The 17392-nt window shown below is 66.8% G+C and carries 17 protein-coding genes and 1 pseudogene; 9 read left to right on the forward strand and 9 right to left on the reverse strand.

Annotation, left to right across the window (positions count from 1 at the left end; translation table 11 throughout):
* Nucleotides 1-10 precede the first annotated feature (10 nt).
* The gene (locus NL241_RS13630) at nucleotides 11-1516 is read left to right on the forward strand and encodes an APC family permease (RefSeq protein ID WP_494397812.1); all 1506 of its coding nucleotides are present in this window, start codon (nucleotides 11-13) and stop codon (nucleotides 1514-1516) included.
* Nucleotides 1513-3531, forward strand: coding sequence for a primary-amine oxidase (locus NL241_RS13635; protein WP_494397813.1), 2019 nt, complete (start codon nucleotides 1513-1515; stop codon nucleotides 3529-3531). Before NL241_RS13630 ends, NL241_RS13635 begins: the two co-directional genes overlap by 4 nt.
* On the opposite strand, the gene NL241_RS13640 is transcribed toward NL241_RS13635, so the two are convergent.
* The 5 genes from NL241_RS13640 to NL241_RS13660 are packed head-to-tail and all read right to left on the reverse strand — an operon-like array spanning nucleotide 3489 to nucleotide 8317.
* Nucleotides 3489-4136, reverse strand: coding sequence for an ABC transporter ATP-binding protein (locus NL241_RS13640; RefSeq protein ID WP_494397814.1), 648 nt, complete (start codon nucleotides 4134-4136; stop codon nucleotides 3489-3491). The two genes, NL241_RS13635 and NL241_RS13640, sit on opposite strands and share 43 nt — an antisense overlap.
* Nucleotides 4133-4900: an ATP-binding cassette domain-containing protein gene (locus NL241_RS13645; RefSeq protein WP_494397815.1), complete on the reverse strand. Its 768-nt coding sequence runs from the start codon at nucleotides 4898-4900 to the stop codon at nucleotides 4133-4135. The genes NL241_RS13640 and NL241_RS13645 overlap by 4 nt, the downstream gene beginning before the upstream one ends.
* On the reverse strand, nucleotides 4900-5727 hold the full coding sequence (locus tag NL241_RS13650) for an ABC transporter permease (protein WP_487689255.1): 828 nt from the start codon (nucleotides 5725-5727) through the stop codon (nucleotides 4900-4902). The genes NL241_RS13645 and NL241_RS13650 overlap by 1 nt, the downstream gene beginning before the upstream one ends.
* A complete protein-coding gene (locus NL241_RS13655; RefSeq protein WP_494398305.1) occupies nucleotides 5724-6731 on the reverse strand; it encodes an ABC transporter permease in 1008 nt (335 codons plus the stop codon). Before NL241_RS13655 ends, NL241_RS13650 begins: the two co-directional genes overlap by 4 nt.
* Complete coding sequence (locus tag NL241_RS13660; RefSeq protein WP_494397816.1) at nucleotides 6728-8317, reverse strand: ABC transporter substrate-binding protein; 1590 nt, start codon at nucleotides 8315-8317, stop codon at nucleotides 6728-6730. The genes NL241_RS13655 and NL241_RS13660 overlap by 4 nt, the downstream gene beginning before the upstream one ends.
* Before the next feature lie 265 nt (nucleotides 8318-8582).
* Between NL241_RS13660 and pyrH the strand changes: the two genes are divergently transcribed.
* From pyrH to rlmN, 4 genes are read left to right on the forward strand one after another with little or no spacing between them, the layout of a single operon-like run.
* On the forward strand, nucleotides 8583-9323 hold the full coding sequence (gene pyrH / locus NL241_RS13665; protein WP_494398306.1) for a UMP kinase: 741 nt from the start codon (nucleotides 8583-8585) through the stop codon (nucleotides 9321-9323).
* Between the two features lie 53 nt (nucleotides 9324-9376).
* Nucleotides 9377-9934 (forward strand): ribosome recycling factor, encoded by a 558-nt coding sequence (gene frr / locus NL241_RS13670; RefSeq protein WP_487689260.1) that lies wholly within the window; start codon nucleotides 9377-9379, stop codon nucleotides 9932-9934.
* An 18-nt stretch (nucleotides 9935-9952) separates the two neighbouring features.
* Nucleotides 9953-10810, forward strand: coding sequence for a phosphatidate cytidylyltransferase (locus tag NL241_RS13675; RefSeq protein WP_494397817.1), 858 nt, complete (start codon nucleotides 9953-9955; stop codon nucleotides 10808-10810).
* A 42-nt stretch (nucleotides 10811-10852) separates the two neighbouring features.
* On the forward strand, nucleotides 10853-11944 hold the full coding sequence (gene rlmN / locus NL241_RS13680; RefSeq protein WP_487689264.1) for a dual-specificity RNA methyltransferase RlmN: 1092 nt from the start codon (nucleotides 10853-10855) through the stop codon (nucleotides 11942-11944).
* Between the two features lie 101 nt (nucleotides 11945-12045).
* On the opposite strand, the gene NL241_RS13685 is transcribed toward rlmN, so the two are convergent.
* Together NL241_RS13685 and NL241_RS13690 are read right to left on the reverse strand one after the other, a co-directional pair.
* Nucleotides 12046-12300, reverse strand: a complete 255-nt coding sequence (locus NL241_RS13685) for a DUF2631 domain-containing protein (RefSeq protein WP_487689266.1) — start codon at nucleotides 12298-12300, stop codon at nucleotides 12046-12048.
* Nucleotides 12301-12358: 58 nt separating this feature from the next.
* Nucleotides 12359-13663, reverse strand: coding sequence for a cryptochrome/photolyase family protein (locus NL241_RS13690; protein ID WP_494397818.1), 1305 nt, complete (start codon nucleotides 13661-13663; stop codon nucleotides 12359-12361).
* A 70-nt stretch (nucleotides 13664-13733) separates the two neighbouring features.
* On the opposite strand from NL241_RS13690, the gene puuE reads away from it, so the two are divergent.
* The 3 genes and pseudogenes from puuE (at nucleotide 13734) to NL241_RS13705 (ending at nucleotide 15335) form a co-directional block, all read left to right on the forward strand.
* Nucleotides 13734-14654, forward strand: a complete 921-nt coding sequence (gene puuE, locus NL241_RS13695; RefSeq protein WP_487689270.1) for an allantoinase PuuE — start codon at nucleotides 13734-13736, stop codon at nucleotides 14652-14654.
* Between the two features lie 76 nt (nucleotides 14655-14730).
* Nucleotides 14731-14856 (forward strand): annotated as a pseudogene (locus tag NL241_RS13700) (MerR family DNA-binding transcriptional regulator); the annotation flags it as partial.
* Between the two features lie 269 nt (nucleotides 14857-15125).
* The gene (locus NL241_RS13705; RefSeq protein ID WP_494397819.1) at nucleotides 15126-15335 is read left to right on the forward strand and encodes a GyrI-like domain-containing protein; all 210 of its coding nucleotides are present in this window, start codon (nucleotides 15126-15128) and stop codon (nucleotides 15333-15335) included.
* Between the two features lie 154 nt (nucleotides 15336-15489).
* Here NL241_RS13705 and NL241_RS13710 read toward each other — a convergent pair whose 3' ends face one another.
* On the reverse strand, nucleotides 15490-16062 hold the full coding sequence (locus tag NL241_RS13710) for a fasciclin domain-containing protein (RefSeq protein WP_494398307.1): 573 nt from the start codon (nucleotides 16060-16062) through the stop codon (nucleotides 15490-15492).
* A gap of 505 nt (nucleotides 16063-16567) precedes the next feature.
* Nucleotides 16568-17257, reverse strand: coding sequence for a fasciclin domain-containing protein (locus NL241_RS13715; protein ID WP_494397820.1), 690 nt, complete (start codon nucleotides 17255-17257; stop codon nucleotides 16568-16570).
* Between the last annotated feature and the right edge of the window lie 135 nt (nucleotides 17258-17392).

Raw genomic sequence — 17392 nt, forward strand, 5'->3', positions numbered from 1 at the left:
CGGAGATTCGATGACACAAGCAGAGGCCGCGCCACCGGCCCACCGCGACAAACTCATGACCACCGAGCTCGTCCCCGAACAAATCCTGCCCAAGGTGATGAGCACCTTCGGGCTCACAGCCGCTTACGTTTTCATCATCTGCTGGGTCACCGGATCGTCGGTGATGGCCGCAGGCGGATGGACCGCGATCCCGATGTGGGTCCTGGGCATTCTGACCTTTCTGATCCCCGCGGGTATGGCCGTGGTGGAGCTGGGCAACCTGTGGCCCGGCCAGGGCGGGGTGTACATCTGGGCCTACCGCACCATGGGAGAGACCTGGGGCTTCATCGGCGGCTACCTGTCGTGGGTGCCGGTGATCCTCAACGCCGCGTCTTCGCCCGCGGTGGTGCTGCAGTTCCTGCTGCTGGCGTTCCACACCGAACTGGGCCTGACCACCAGCATCATCTTGCAGCTGGTGATCCTGTGGACGGTGATCGGTCTGGCGCTGGCCAAACTGGCCGCCAATCAGAAGATCATGAACATCGTCTTCGTCGTCTACGGCGTGCTGACACTCACCATCTTCATCTGCGGTCTGCTGTTCGCCGTGAACAACGGCTCGGCCACGCCGTTCAGCTGGGCCGAGGCCACCATCCCCAACTTCGCGGTGGCCGGCTTCCTCTACGGCACGGTGCTGCTGTACCTGCTGGGTGTGGAGACCCCGTACAACATGGGCGCGGAGTTCCTGTCGGTGCGCCGCAGCGGACCCCGGATGATCCTTTGGGGCTCAACGGCTCTGGTGGCCATCTACCTGCTGACCACGCTCGGCACCATGATGGCGCTGCCCAGCGACGAGATCGACCCGGTGACCGGGATCATCGGCATGCTCGACGTCGCCGGCTTCCCCGGCCTGATGGAAGTCTGCGCCATCGTGCTGGCCTTCATCATCATCGTCGCGTTGATGACATACCAGGTGGCCTACTCGCGGCTGATCTTCGTCTCCGGCCTGGAGCGGCACCTTCCGCGCATCTTCACCCACCTCAATCCGCGCACCCGTAACCCGGTGACCGCCATCCTGATCCAGGGTGTCATCTCGTCGCTGATCCTGGTCGGGCTGTACTCGCAGAGCAGCATGGCCAACGTGACCATCTACCTGCAGGGCGGACTGAGCACCGTGTGGCTGCTGTCCGGGTTCTTCTTCCTGATCCCGGTGGTCGTGGCCCGCAAGAAGTACGCCGATCGCTATGAGAACGAGACGTTCTGGCGCATCCCCGGCGGTATGGCCGGCGTGTGGGCGGTCGTCATCGTCGGTTCCCTGGGCACCATCGGCGGCATCTATTACTCGTTCGTCACGCCGTGGATCGATGTTCCGACCGCGACCTGGATGACCTGGGTGGGCGGGATCAGCCTGGGCATGTTTGCCCTCGGCCTCGTCGTCTACATCTTCGGGCGGCGTTCGGCGCACAAGACCAGCCAGGAAGACTCGCTGGCGCACCTCGCGGTGTTCGACCTCACAGAATCGGAAGGCACTACCAAATGACCATGGACAGCACCCTACTGAACACGCCGGGCACCGGTGATTCAGTCCGCTATCCACTGGACCCCCTGTCCGGCGCGGAAATCGAGGCGGCGGCCAGGATCATCACCGAATCCGAATATGGCACCCCCACACTGAAATTCGTGATGATCCAGTTGGCCGAGCCGGAGAAGACGCCGGCGCTGACGTTCGATCCCGCGATCCCGGTGCCCCGTCAGGCGTTCGTCACGATGTACGACGCCAAGATGATCTACGAGGCGATCGTCGACGTCGTGGCGGGCACCATCGACGCGTGGAAGGAGGTGCCGGGCCGCTTCCCGTCGTATCTGGTGGAGCACATGACCGGTGTGGAGGAGAAGGTCCGGGAGGACCCCCGCTGGCAGGAAGCCATGCGCAAGCGCGGCGTCACCGACTTCAGCCTGGCGATGATCGACCCGTGGCCGGCCGGCTACTACGGGGCGCAGGACCACTACGACAACTCACCGCTGATCTGCCGGCCGTTGACATTCATGCGGGCCGCGCCGTCCGAACACGGCTACGCCAGGCCGGTCGAGGGGTTGATCGTCACCTTCGATCTGGATGCCATGAAGGTGCTCGACATCGAGGACCACGGCGTGGTGCCGCTACCGCCCAAGGCGGGCAACTACTCCGAACAGTTCATGTTCGATCCGGACAACCGCCCCGCGTTCACGCAGTTCCGCGATGACGTCAAGCCGATCGAGATCACCCAGCCCGACGGGCCGAGTTTCACCGTCGACGGCTGGAACGTGCAGTGGCAGAAATGGTCACTGCGTATCGGGTTCAATCCGCGGGAGGGCCTGACCATCCACGAGGTGTCCTACACCGATCGTGGCCAGACCCGGCCCATCCTGTACCGCGGGTCGCTGTCGGAAATGGTGGTGCCCTACGGGGACAGTTCACCGACGCACTGGAACAAGAACGTCTTCGACATGGGCGAGGTGGGGATGGGCTTCTCGGCCAACCCGCTGACCCTGGGCTGTGACTGCCTGGGCGAGATCCACTACTTCGACGGGACGGTCAACGACTCCAGCGGCAGTGCGGTGACGATCCCGAACGCGATCTGCATGCACGAGGAGGACTACGGGATCTCCTGGAAGCACACGGATTTCCGGACCGAAGAGGTGGAGGTGCGGCGGTCGCGGCGGCTGGTGATCTCGATGATCTGCACCGTCGGTAACTACGAGTACGGCTTCTTCTGGTACTTCTACAACGACGCTTCCATCGAGGTCGAGGTGAAGTTGTCGGGTGTGCTGACCACCGGGTCCGTCGAGATGGCGCCCGGCGAGCAGCCGCGCTGGGGCAAGATGGTGGCGCCCGGCATCTACGGTCCGAACCATCAGCACTTCTTCAACTTCCGGCTCGACATGAGCATCGACGGCGCGGGAAACAGTGTGTACGAGGTGGATTCGGTCCCAGAGCCCGATCCGGCACGCAACCCGCACAAGAACGCGTGGATCACCCAGGACACGCTGGTGGCCTCCGAGGCCGACGGCGCACGGGACTGGAACTGGTCGACCGGCCGATACTGGAAGGTGACCAACCCGTCGAAGCGCAACGAGCTCGGCATCCCGGTGGCCTACAAGCTGGTGCCCAAGGATGTCGTACCGGTGATGGTGCAGGAGGGTTCCTACATCTACGACCGGGCCAGGTTCCTGCAGCACAACCTCTGGGTGACGAAGTACGACCCGGCCGAGAAGTTTGCCGCCGGTGACTACATGTACCAATCGGCCGACGTCCAGGGGCTGCCGGAGTTCGTCGCCGACGATGCGCCGCTCGAGGACAGTGACGTGGTGCTCTGGTACACCCTGGGCGCACATCACGTCGTGCGACCGGAGGACTGGCCGGTGATGCCGTGTGCGTACACCGGGTTCCATCTCAAGCCGATCGGATTCTTCGACGGCAATCCGGCGCTGGATCTGCCGCCGTCACCACCCAAGGCGTGCCATGCGTCCCATCACGCAGGGTTGCCGGTGGCGGAGGTCGCCCGGGAGTCCTGACCCAGCTGCACCACATCGCCGGCGAGGGCATCGACGAGCCTCGGATTGTGGCTCACCAGAACCACTCCGGTGCCCTCGGCGGCGATCTGCTCGAGGAGATCGGCGATAGCACCGGCTGCGATCGGATCCAGCATCGCGGTGGGCTCGTCGCACAACAGGAAGCGCGGGGCCGCCAACAGGGCTCGTGCGATGCAGGCGCGCTGCAGTTGTCCGTCGCTGACCTGGGCCGGGTGGCGCTCCAGCAGCGCGGTGTGCAGTCCGACGCGGGCGCTGATGCGTTCGACGTCGGCCACCGTGCCGCGGATCCGGGCCGGCTCGGCGACGATGGCGCGCAACGTCCACCGTGGATTGCACACCAACCGCGGGTGCTGGGCCAGCATACCGACCGAACCCGTTGGTGCGACGGCTTTCTCGCCGTAGCGCACCCTGCCGGTATCGGGCCGGCGCAGCCCCGCCAGCACCCGCAGCAGCGTCGTCTTACCGCAGCCCGACGATCCCGTCACGCCGACGATCTCGCCGGCGCGGACGGTCAGGTTGACCGCGCGCAGTACCGGCCGGCCGGCGAAGGCAACCGAGATGTCCTCGGCCGTCAGGGCTGTACTCATGAGCGCACTCCGGCGAAGAACGAACCGATGTACGGGTCTGCGCTGTCGGCCATCTCGGCCAGCGGCGCCTGGCACATGACGGTACCGTCGCGCATCAGCGCCACATCGTCACAGACGCCGGCGTCGAGCAGCGACGCCAGGTCATGGGTGATGACCAAGACGCCGGCACCGGAAGCGGCGATCGCACCGAGCAGTTCCCACACTGCCGCGGCGTGCGCGGGATCCAGCGCGGAGGTCGGTTCGTCGGCGATCAACAGCGCCGGACGGCCCGCCACGGCAGCGGCGATGGCGGCGCGCTGGGCCATGCCGCCGGACAGCTCGTGCGGGTACAGCGCTCCGGCCTCTGCGGGTAGATGCGCCGCGAGGAGCAGTTCAGCGGCATTGCGGTCGGCGTCGAGCCGGCGGCACACCTCGGTGAGTTGTGAGCCCACGGTGCGCACCGGGGTGAACGACGTCGCCGCCGACTGCGGCACGAGCCCGATGTGGTGGCCGCGGACCGCCCGCCAATCCCGCTCCTCGGCGGCGCTGAAATCCCGGTCGCCGATGAGGATGTGACCGCGCGCCTGCGAACCCGCCGGCAGCAGACCGCACAGGGCTGCCGCGACAAGGGATTTCCCACATCCGGACTCGCCGATCAGCGCGGTGAGGCTGCCCGCGGTGACCGTCAGGTCCACCTCATCGAGGGTGCGCACCACGGGGGAGTGCCGACCGTGGCGGGTGGCGATGTCCACGGTGAACGAACGAAGCTGCGCGGCGTATGTCATCACCACACCTGCCCGCTGGGTGGTTCACTGCGCCGGCGCACCGCGGAGGCGGCCGCGGCGAAGGACAACGCGGTCAGGATCAACGCGCCGGCAGGTACCACCAGCGTCCACCACGCTCCGGCCAGGATGTCACCACGCGCCTGTCCCAACAAAGTGCCCAGGCTCGCGCGGTCTGGGGACAGCCCGACGCCGAGGAACGACAGCGTCGACTCGTGCCAGACCGCGTGCGGCAGCAGCATCACCATCGCGACCACCGCCTGACCCGTCACCGCCGGGGCCAGGTGGTGCCGCGCGATGAACCAGCGTGACGCCCCGGCCAACCGGGAGGTCTGCACCCAACCGGCGTCGGTGACCGCGAGCAGTTCGGCGCGCACCACCCGGGCGACAGCCGGCCAGTGGGTGAGACCGATCGAGGCGATGATGGCCAACGGCTCACCGCGCCACATCGCCGCGATCACGATGCCCACCACCAGATGTGGGAGGGCGTTCACTCCGTCGACGACACGCATGACCGCTGCGTCGACCCACCCGCCCGCCAGCGCCGAACCGACGCCGATCGCGGCGCCCAGCACGGTCGCCACCACTGCACACGTAGCCGCGATCAACAGCGAGATCTGCAGCCCCTGCGCGGTCCTGACCAACAGGTCATAGCCGGAATGGTCGGTGCCGGCGGGGTGGGCGGCGCTGGGTGGCTGCAGTGCCCGGCCGAAATCGGCCAGCTGTTCTCCCGCGCCGAGTGGGATCGCCACCGCGGCCAGCGCGATGGTCGCCAACAGAATCCACGGCCAACCGACGACGGCCCGCCGGGGCAGGATCGACGAGCTCATGCGCGCAGTCCGATCCGGGGATCCAAGGCGACTGCCGCGGCATCGGACAGCGCCGAGCCGAGCAGGACGGCCAGCGCCGCACCGACCGTCAGCGCTGCCATCAGTGAGAAGTCCAGCGCAGCAGCCGAATCCACCAGGACGGCGGCCACTCCGGGCCAGCCGAAGATGGTCTCGACGATCGCGGCCCCGGCGATGAGCTCAGGAAGTCGGGTGCCCAGCAGCGCCAATGTCGGCAGCACCGAGACCGGTGCGATGTGGGCACGCAACAGTGGCCAGCCGTGCACACCGCGGGCGCGGGCGGCCCGCACCGCGTCGGAGTCCCGCGCCTCGAGCACCGCCGCCCTGGTGGCCAGCAGCAGCCACGGAATCTGCGAGACCACCAGCGCAGTCAGCGGCAGCACCGCATACGTCAGCACGCCGCTGACGGTGTAGTCACCACCCGGCGGTCTGGCGCCCGAGGTGGGCAACCAGCGCAAGCCGACGGCGAACACGGTCACCAATGCCAGCGACACCACAAACGGCGGAACCGCCGCGAACGTCACCGCGAAGCCGTTGCACAGCCGGTCGATGAGTCCGCCCCGCATTCCGGCGACACACCCCAGAACCAGGGCGATCAGTGCGCCGAGGAGCAGTGCCGTGCCCGACAGGCCCAGGGTGAACGGCATCCGTTCGGCCAGTACGGTACCCACCGGCAGCGACTGGGTGGACGACCAGCCCAGATCCCCGTCAAGCGCCGCGGTGAGCCAGTGCCACCAGGCCTGCCACCACGGCTGGTCCAGGTCGTAGGCCGCCCGCACGGCCTCACGCTGGGACTGGGTGGCGAACTGGTAGTTGTTGCCCAGGTAGGCCGCCAGCGGGTCGAACGGGGACAGTGCGGCCACGCCGAACATGCCCACCGACACCGCCAGTGTGACCGGAATGGCGATCAACGAACGGATTCCGAGGAGTCGGGCGGCGGGCCGTAGTCGATTGCGACGCCAGTCCGCGGTCGGCGTGGCGCTCATCGGGTCCAGGCGTTCAGCTGCCACCACGGCCCCCAGGTCACCCCGTGGGAGTGTGGCTCGAGGATCGGCGCCGTCTGATTCCAGCCGAGGTCGCGATAGGCGTAGGTGTGATCCAGGAACGCCAGGAACACATTCGACGGCTGCGCGACATAACTGGCCTGGATCTCGCGGTAGAGTGCGTCTTTGCCCTCGCCGGAAGCGGATTGGCGGGCCCGCTCCAGCAACTCGTCGAGACCGGGTGCGGTGAAGTTTCCGGGGTTCGAGTACGGCGAGGAATCCGGGACCCGGGTGTGCAGGGTGTCGTAGACCTGGGAGTCGATGCTGTACGGGGTCGAACCGCCACCGAGCAACACCGCGGAGGTGTCGAAGAGTGTGTCGATCTCATCCCAGCTGCTGCCCCGCGGGTTGACCTGGACGCCAAGCGGTTTCATGGCGGCGGCGAATGCGACGGACAGGTCGCGGCGCAGCGTGTCCGAGGCGTTGTACAGCAGCTCGAACTCGGCTCGCGCGCCGTCCTTTTCACGGATCCCGTCGGGTCCGGGGCGCCAGCCGGCGCGGTCGAGTATCGCGCCGGCCTGTGTCGCATCGAAGGGGAAAGTGGCATCCGGGTTGTAGGCACCGCCGTAGACGTCGCCGATGGGGGTGTCGGCAGGCCGGCCGTGGCCGTCGAGCACGTCGCGGATGACGGCGGTGCGGTCGACACCGAGGTTCATCGCGAGCCGGGCTTGTGGGTCGGCGGTGAACGGGAGACCGGCGGGAAACGAAACGCCGCGCCAGTCTGCCGATTTCACCGCGACAGTGGACACATCGTCACTGTTCACCGACTTGATGAGCTTGGGCGGCAGATTCACGCCGTCCACCTCGCCGGTGGTGATGCGCTGCGCGCGGGTGTTGTCGTCGGGGGTGTGGGTGTAGACGATGCGGGTCACCTGTGGCTTCTCGCCCCAGTAGTCCTCGCGTGCCACCATCACCGCCTGGTCGGGTCGCAGGCTGTCCAATCGATACGGGCCGGTGCCCACCGGTGCGGTGTTGAGGGCCCAGTCCGCCGCGGGGGCCTGCTCCACCTTCTCCGACGGCACGATGCCGGTCAGCAGATACGGGGACGGGTCGGTTTCGGTGTCGACGTCGATGGTCACGGCATGCGGGCCGGCTGCGGTGACGGCGGTGAGCGGAGCCACGTTGGTCGCGATCTCGGCGGCGACGACGGGATCCTTGAGGGCGGCGTAGGTGGCCACCACGTCGGCGGAGTCGAACGGGGTGCCGTCGGAGAACGTGACTCCCTGGCGCAGCTGCAGGCGCCAGCGTCCGGGGGCGATCGATTCCGGGGGCGCTGCGGCCAGGGCGGGCACCAGGTCGGGAATCTCGGCGTCGGAGTCGGCCTGCGGTCGCAGCAGGCCCTCGTAGATGGGGGAGACGCCCAGTTCGCCATAGCTGACGAACGGGCTGTAGCTGCCGAGTTCCTGGGCCTCGGCGAGAACGATCTGATCCGGGGACTCCGAGGACGACGGTGCGGCGCAGCCCGCCAACACGAGTGTGGACAGGGCGGTGAGCCGGAGACAGCTGCGTGTTCGCTTGTGGTCGGTCATCGCCACCCTTCTCGCCCATCTGTTCACGTGATCAGATGAAACATAGTCGATGAGGGGTCTGCGAGCGTGGCCTGCACCACGTCGGCGATCCGCCGTGGTGGAGGTTCTGCGAGGTGCTGTCCCGGCCGGGGCCGCAGGGTCGAGGCGCGCCCGGGCGGGTATGCCCCGCTGTGCAGTCGGGCGCGAGACGATGAGGCAGGATAGGACCAGCCGTCCAGGCACTGGCCCGGATGGCGATTGCATGTCTGAGATTTCTCGAAATCCGATGGGGGGGCTGATGACGACAACCGCGATACCCCGGCCGAAGTACGCGCGGGTGCTGCTCAAGCTGGGCGGTGAGATGTTCGGTGGCGGGCAGGTGGGGCTCGATCCCGATGTGGTCGCGTTGGTGGCCCGGCAGATCGCCGAAGTGGTTCGCGAAGGCGTACAGGTCGCGGTGGTCATCGGGGGCGGCAATTTCTTTCGCGGTGCGCAACTGCAGCAACGGGGGATGGAGCGCACCCGTTCGGACTACATGGGCATGCTCGGCACGGTGATGAACAGCCTTGCGCTGCAGGACTTCCTGCAGAAGGAAGGCATCGACACCCGGGTGCAGACGGCGATCACCATGGGCCAGGTGGCCGAGCCCTACATTCCCTTGCGGGCCCGCAGACACCTCGAGAAGGGGCGTGTGGTGATCTTCGGCGCGGGCATGGGCCTGCCGTATTTCTCCACCGACACCACGGCCGCGCAACGGGCACTCGAGATCGGCGCCGAGGTGGTCCTGATGGCCAAGGCGGTGGACGGCGTCTACACCGACGACCCACGGACCAACCCGGACGCCACGCTGCTCACCGCGGTCACGCACCGCGAAGTGATCGACCAGGGACTCAAGGTGGCCGATGCCACCGCGTTCAGCTTGTGCATGGACAATGGCATGCCGATCTTGGTTTTCAACCTGTTGACCGACGGAAATATCGCCCGGGCCGTCGCAGGTGAGAAGATCGGGACACTGGTCACCACTTGACGCATGCGTAGGGGGCGACTGACGAGGCGAACGAAGCGACGGGAGACGAAACCGTGATCGACGAGGCGCTCTTCGATGCCGAGGAGAAGATGGAAAAGGCCGTGACGGTCGCGCGTGATGACTTGGCGTCCATCCGTACCGGCCGCGCGAATCCGGGCATGTTCTCCCGCATCAACATCGAGTATTACGGATCGATGACGCCCATCACGCAACTGTCGAGCATCAATGTGCCCGAGCCGCGTCTGGTGGTCATCAAGCCGTACGAGGCCAATCAGCTGCGTGCCATCGAGGATGCGATCCGCAACTCCGACCTCGGCGTCAACCCCGGCAACGACGGCAACGTCATCCGGGTCGCCATCCCGCAGCTCACCGAGGAGCGTCGTCGCGAACTCGTCAAGCAGGCCAAGTCCAAGGGCGAGGACGCCAAGGTCTCGGTGCGCAACATCCGCCGCAAGACCATGGATGAGCTGAGCCGCATCAAGAAGGACGGCGAGGCCGGCGAGGACGAGGTCACCCGCGCGGAGAAGGACCTCGACAAGAGCACCCAGCAGTACGTCAGCCAGATCGACGAATTGGTCAAGCACAAAGAAGGTGAGTTGCTGGAAGTCTGACTTCCAGTGAGCACCCCCGTGGCTAATACCGACACTGGCAGCGAGCCCGCCCCCAAGGCCTCGCGCGCCGGACGTAATCTGCCGGCGGCCATCGCGGTTGGTTGCGTCCTGGGCTTCGGGCTCATCGCGATCCTGCTGTTTGCCCCCTACGTGTGGATCGGCGTCGTGGCCGTCGCCATCGCGGTCGCCACCCACGAGGTGGTTCGCAGGCTCCGGGAGGGCGGTTTCGTCATCCCGGTGGTGCCGTTGCTGGTGGGCGGTCAGGCCACCATCTGGCTGACGTGGCCGTTCGGCGCCGCCGGGGCGCTGGGGGGATTCGGCGGCACGGTGCTGGTCTGCCTCATCTGGCGATTGCTGGCGCAGGGGCTCACCACTGCGCCGCTGAACTACCTGCGCGACGTCGCGGTGACGGTGTTCCTGGCCGCCTGGATTCCGCTGTGCGGTGCCTTCGGAGTGCTGCTCATCTATCCCGAGGACGGGTGGGCCCGGGTCCTCTGCATGCTGCTGGCAGTGGTGTTCTCCGACATCGGCGGTTATGTGGCCGGCGTGCTGTTCGGTAAACACCCGATGGTGCCGGCCATCAGCCCCAAGAAATCCTGGGAGGGCTTCGCCGGCTCCATGGTGGCCGGCGTCACCGCGTCGGTGCTGGCGGTGACCTACCTGCTCGAGCAGCCGGCCTGGGTGGGAATCCCGCTCGGTATCTTCCTGGTGATCACCGGCACCCTCGGTGACCTGGTCGAATCCCAGGTCAAGCGGGACCTCGGCATCAAGGACATGGGCACCTTGCTGCCGGGCCACGGCGGCATCATGGACCGCATCGATTCGATCCTTCCGTCCGCCGCCGCCACCTGGATCGTGCTGGCCGTCCTGGCGTGATTCGGGTTCAGGGCGCCGTTGGCGGCATACTGGACTGCGATCATGAATCTTCCGTTGGTATTCGATGCGCCGCGGCGGGCACTGCCCCCGCGGCATTTTGCCGATCTGGACTCGGCGGCCCGCGCTGCCGCCGTCGCCGAACTGGGGCTGCCCGCCTTCCGGGGTAAGCAGCTGGCGTCGCAGTACTTCGGCCGGTTGATCGCCGACCCTGAGCAGATGACCGATCTGCCCGCCGGGGTGCGTTCGCAGATCGCCGAAGCGCTGTTTCCCCAACTGCTCACGGTCGCCAAGCAGATCCAGTGTGACGCCGGCGAGACCCGCAAGACTTTGTGGCGTGCGGTCGACGGCACCACGTTCGAGTCGGTGCTGATGCGCTATCCGGACCGCAACACGGTGTGCATCTCGTCGCAGGCCGGCTGCGGGATGGCCTGCCCGTTCTGCGCCACCGGCCAAGGCGGGTTGATGCGCAACCTGTCCACCGGCGAGATCGTCGAGCAGGTGCGTTCCGCGGCGGCCGCGGTGCGCGACGAGTTCGACGGTCGGCTGTCCAATGTGGTGTTCATGGGCATGGGTGAGCCGCTGGCCAATTACAACCGGGTGGTGGCCACGGTGCGCCGCATCATCGAGCCGGCGCCCCACGGTTTCGGCATCTCGGCGCGGTCGGTCACGGTGTCGACGGTCGGTCTGGCGCCGGCGATTCGCAAGCTCGCCGACGAGAAGCTGGGCGTGACGCTGGCGCTGTCGTTGCACACGCCCGACGACGAGCTGCGCGACACCCTGGTGCCGGTGAACAACCGGTGGAAGATCGACGAAGTGCTGGACGCGGCACGGTATTACGCCGACCGGACCGGCCGCCGGGTGTCGGTCGAATACGCGTTGATCCGCGACGTCAACGATCAGCCGTGGCGTGCCGACCTTCTGGGCAAGAAGCTGCATGCCGCGTTCGGGCCGCTGGTGCACGTCAACTTGATCCCGCTGAACCCCACCCCGGGCAGCGAATGGGACGCCAGCCCCAAACCGGTGGAGCGGGAGTTCGTGAGACGGGTGCGCGCCAAGGGCGTGTCGTGCACGGTGCGAGATACGCGGGGCCGGGAGATCGCCGCCGCGTGTGGCCAGCTGGCGGCCGAAGGCTAGACACCGCGGTGACTGTGGACTTGAGGCACGCTCACGACGTCGAGGCGTGAATCAAGTCCACACTCGTGTAGCGGCTCTCCGGTTCGCGGCCGAAAGTACGTCTAGCGCAGCCAGCCGCGGCGGCGGCCCCACCAGTCGCGGACCAGGAAGATCGTCGAGATGACGGCGAATCCGATCAGGAAATAGTCCTCGACGTGGCCCTGGTGATTGCCGTGCAGCATCATCAGCAGGAAGAAGATGATGAACAGCCCGGCCAAGTGCCAGGTGCTGTGCTTGATCGTGCTCCAACCCCAGTGCGCGGACGGCACATCGGCAGTATCGACGTCGTCGTAGCGCTGCACCTCGGTGCTGACCACTGCTGAGCTCCTCACGATCGGGGCCGGAATTCCTCCGGTCATTCTGGCACACGCCGATTCAGCCGAGCGCGTTGTACCGGCGCAGCGCTTCAGCGCGCTCAGCGCTGTGGTCGACGATCGGTTGCGGGTAGTCGTCGGTGCCGTACTCGGGCACCCAGCGCCGCACGTACACCTCGTCGGGATCGAACTTCTTGCCCTGGGTATCGGGATTGAACACCCGGAAGTACGGCGCGGCGTCGGTGCCACTACCGGCCGCCCACTGCCAGCCGTGCTGGTTGCTGGCCATATCGCCGTCGAGCAGCTGCTCCAGAAACCACTTGGCCCCCCACTGCCACGGCAGGTGCAGATCTTTGACCAGAAAGGACGCGGTGATCATCCGGACCCGGTTGTGCATGAACCCGGATTCGCGTAGCTGCCGCATGCCGGCGTCGACGATGGGGAACCCGGTCCGGCCGTCCTTCCACGCAGCGAAACCCGCCTGCGCCTCATCGTCCTGGTCGACCTCGATGGCGTCGAAGTCGGAGTTGAAGTTCCACCAGACGCTGCGCGGCCATTCCGCGAGCACCGTGGCGTAGAAGTCGCGGAAGGCCAGTTCGCGCAGATACGCGGCGGGCCCCTCGGCCTTGCTGGTGAGGTCGGCGGCCAGCGTGCGGGGATGGATGTTGCCGAAGTGCAGATAGGCCGACATGCGGCTGGTGGCGTCCAGGTCGGGGCGGTTGCGCTGGTCGGCGTACCCGGTCAGGCCGTCGTCGACGAAGCGCTTCCACCGGCGTCTGGCGGCTTTCTCCCCGGCGGGGTAGGGCAACTCGGTGCCGGGGTCCGGGATCTCGAGGTGCTCACCGACCCCGGACACGTCGGCCGGGTTGATCCAGCGGGCAGACGCCGGACCGGTCTTCGCCGGGGCGCGCCAGCCGCTTTCGCGCCACCTGCGGAAGTACGGGGTGAACACCTTGTAGGTCGAGCCGTCGTCTTTGGTGAGCCGCCCCGGGGACACCAGGTAGGGCGAACCCGAGGCCTCCAGCGGGATGTCGCCGAGGGCTTTGGCCACCGCCTCGTCACGGGCCCGGCCAAATGGCGTGAACTCCGCCGAGACGTGGACCGACGTGGCTTCGACGGCCTTGGCCAACGCCGGGATCTCGGTGTCGGGACGGCCGCGGATGACCAGCAGCCGGCCGTCGAGGGCGTCGCGCAGTTCCCGCAGTGAGTCGTAGAGGAACTGCTCGCGTCGAGGCCCCGACGAGGCCGTCAACCGGGGATCCAGGACGTAACAGGCCAGCACCTCCGCGTCCTCGGCGCCCGCGTCGAGCAGCGCAGGGAGATCGCCCAGACGGAGATCGCGCCGGAACCACAACAGCCGTGTCATGCCTGAGATGCTGCCCGATTTCCAGGAAGGGAAAACTCTCAGTCGATGACGGCTCTGTGACGCTGACACAATGGCGGCCATGACCCTGCACGACTACCCCCGCGACATGGTGGGGTACGGAGCCAACCCGCCGCATCCGCACTGGCCCGGCGGAGCCAACATCGCTGTGCAGTTCGTCCTCAACTACGAGGAGGGTGCCGAGAACAACGTCCTGCACGGCGACCCGGGGTCTGAAACGTTCCTATCGGAAGTCATTGGTGCACAGTCGTTTCCGAATCGGCACATGAGCCTGGAGTCGCTCTACGAGTACGGCTCACGCGCCGGGTTGTGGCGTATCCTGCGCACCTTCGACAGGCGCAAGCTGCCGTTGACGATATTCGGGGTGTCGATGGCCTTGGCGCGCAACCCGGAGGCCGTGGCTGCCTTCCTGGAACGCGGCGACGAGATCGCCTGTCACGGACTGCGCTGGCTGAGTTACCAGCTGGCCGACGAGAAGTTGGAACGGGAGCACCTGGCCGAAGCCGTGGCGTTGTTCACCGAACTCACCGGGGCAGCACCGCTGGGCTGGTACACCGGGCGAGACTCTCCCCAGACCCGGCGGCTGGTCGTCGAACACGGCGGTTTCCTGTATGACTCCGACTCCTACGCCGACGACCTCCCTTACTGGACGCAGGTCGATGGGCGCGCTCACCTCGTGGTGCCGTACACCTTGGACACCAACGACATGAAGTTCGTCTCCACCAGCGGATTTCCCTCCGGTGACGAGTTCTTCGCCTACCTGCGCGACGCGTTCGACGTGCTGTACGCCGAAGGCGCCGCGGGCGCACCCAAGATGCTGTCGGTGGGGCTGCACTGCAGGTTGGTGGGCCGGCCCGCGCGGATCGCCTCGCTGGAGCGGTTCCTGGATCACGTCCAGGCGCACGACAAGGTGTGGATCACCCGGCGGGTGGACATCGCCCGGCACTGGGTGCAGCACTTCCCGCCGCCGTGACGGTTGCCACTCCGGTTGGGGGAGACCTGACGATGAACCCATGACCGAGATGCTGTCCATCGGGGATTTTTCCCGAATGACCCAGCTGAGCGTGAAGACACTGCGGCACTATCACGACGTCGGGCTGGTAGCGCCGGCGTACGTCGACCCGGCCACCGGCTACCGGTATTACACGCACGATCAGGTCCCCACCACACAGATGATCCGCCGGCTACGCGACCTGGACATGCCGATCGCCGATGTGCGTTCCGTGCTGTCGGCGGCGCCCGGTGAACGCAACGTCCTGATCGGCGAGCACCTGCGACGGCTGGAAGCCGAGCTCGCGGCCACCCGCCGCGCCGTCGAATCGCTGCGCGCGATCCTGGAACCGACCGCCGCCCACGTCGAGCGGCGGACCGTGCCCGAGACGCCCGCGGTGGCGATCGTGGAGAGGGGCGGGTGCAAGCGACGGTGGTGCCGCGGGCCGAGCTGGTGGTCACCCGGTACGCCGGTCCGCACGACGACGTCGATCTGGCTTACAGCGAGCTCGGTCAGTACTCGCGGCAGCACGAGATCAGTGTGGACGGGCCCCTGCGGGAGTACTACCACCGGTTCTTCTGGGACACAACGGACTCCGCGCAGTGGGTGACCGACCTGTGTTGGCCGGTGTTCCGTGCGGATTCACCCGGAGCCCATGTGTGAGTGTGGGGCAGGGCCGGCATCCCGGTGTACGGCGCGGGCAAACCCGGCCCGCCCCGACGAGATGGCCGCGGCCATCGGCTTTTTGGGTTTCCGATGCAGCCTCGGCCGTCGTCGGGGCGGACCTGGTTGGTCGACGGTCGGACGCTTTGACCGATTACGCGGCCGGTGGCATCAGCACGGTGTCGACAAGGTAAACGGTCGCGTTGGCGGTCTGAACTCCACCGCACAGCACCGAGGCGTCGTTGACCGTCAGGTGATCGGCCGGGCCGGCGACGGTGACTGGCGCGCCCTGCACGGTGACGTGCGTTCCTGCGACCTGATCAGGGCTGACCCGGCCCGGAACCACGTGGTAGGTGAGGATGTTCGTCAGCAGGGGTGCGTCGGTCTTGAGGGTCTCGATGGTCGCGGGATCGATCTTGGCGAACGCGTCATCGGTCGGGGCGAACACCGTGAACTCGCCACCGTTGAGGGTGTCCACCAGGTTCACCTGCGGATTGAGCTGACCTGAGACGGCCGCAGTCAATGTGGTGAGCATGGGGTTGTTGGACGCGGCGACGGTCACCGGATCCTGCGCCATGCCGGTCACCGAACCCGGACCGGTCGGGTTCTGCTCTGCGTAGGCCGCACAGCCCGGGCCGACAGGACCCATGGGTTCGGCCACTGCGGCGGGCGCGGCGGTGACCGCGAATCCCAGTATCGCGGCGGCAATTCCGGTGGCGGTCTTCATCTGTGTCTTCATCGAACGTCGACTCCTTCGGCTGCTTCGTTGAAAATCAGAGTGCTCTGACACATGTGATTCGCAGCAGCTTCACAGCCGGATGGGTGTGAAGCGTAAACAAAGTCTCTGGTGTGAAAGTCCAACGCAATGAGTCATTCTCGGCTCAGCACCGTCGCGCTTTCACAACCCAGTGCCCATGGGCCGCCGTTGTTCACCACCTTGCCCACGCCCGGATAGGTCTGGGGCGCGAGCTCGAAAGGCACGAATTCTGCAGCGCCGCAGGGCAAGTGCCTCCCAGATAGGGGCCGCATGCCGTCGGCTCGGGTGGTTGCGATGGTCCGCTGGCGCAGCTGAAGAAGATAACCGGCAGCACGGGCAGGATGCACGGGGAGATACCGGCTATAGGGCCCGACGAAGTGTCGGACCGGCTGTCTCGGAACCATTTTCGAGTGCATGTAGAGAAAGGCAAGGCAGCCCGGTCGGGGGTTCGGGCTGCCTTGCCGGTCTCGGGCCGTCAGGCTGCTGGCGGCATCAACACAGTATCAATCATGTAGACGGTCGCGTTGGCGGTTTGCACACCTCCGCAAACCAGTCCCGCGTCGTTGACCTTGAGTTCGTCGCCTTCGCCGGTGACCGTCACCGGCGCACCCTGCACGGTGACGTGCTCGCCGACCACCTGGTCGGGGGCGGCCTGCCCGGGCACCACGTGATAAGTGAGGATCGACGTCAGCAGATCCGAATCGGTCTTGAGCTGCTCGAGCGTGGCGGCGTCGATCTTGGCGAACGCGTCATCGGTCGGTGCGAACACGGTGAACTCGCCTCCGTTGAGGGTGTCGACCAGATTGACGCCCGGGTTCAGCTGACCGGAGAGCGCCTGCGTCAGCGTCTTGAGCATCGGGTTGTTGGACGCCGCCACGGTCACAGGGTCCTGGGCCATACCCGAAACCGATCCCGGTCCCTCGGGCACCTGCTCGGCATATGCTGCGCAGCCGGCGCCCACCAGGTTGGCGGCAGGATCGGCCATCGCACTGGTGGGGGCAGCCGAGGTGCTGGACTCACCCGTTGCCGCCTCGGCGGCCGACGATGCTGCGCTGGTGGCCGAGGAGACGTTGCTCTCGGCCTGTTCGCTGGAACACGCTGTCATGACGAGGGCGGTGGCGGCGGCGAAACCGGCGGCGAAGATCCGGTGCTGAATCGTGTGCATGATCGGCGACTTCCTTGTCTTCTTCTGTGGACAAACGGGCAGGATCCCGTGCGGCTCCTGTACCCACGATTCGGATCGCCGAGGGCCCCGGACGGCCGTCAGAGGCTGTTTGTCACGCTTGTGTCATATTTTGTG

Source organism: Mycolicibacterium sp. SMGY-1XX (assembly GCF_059132455.1).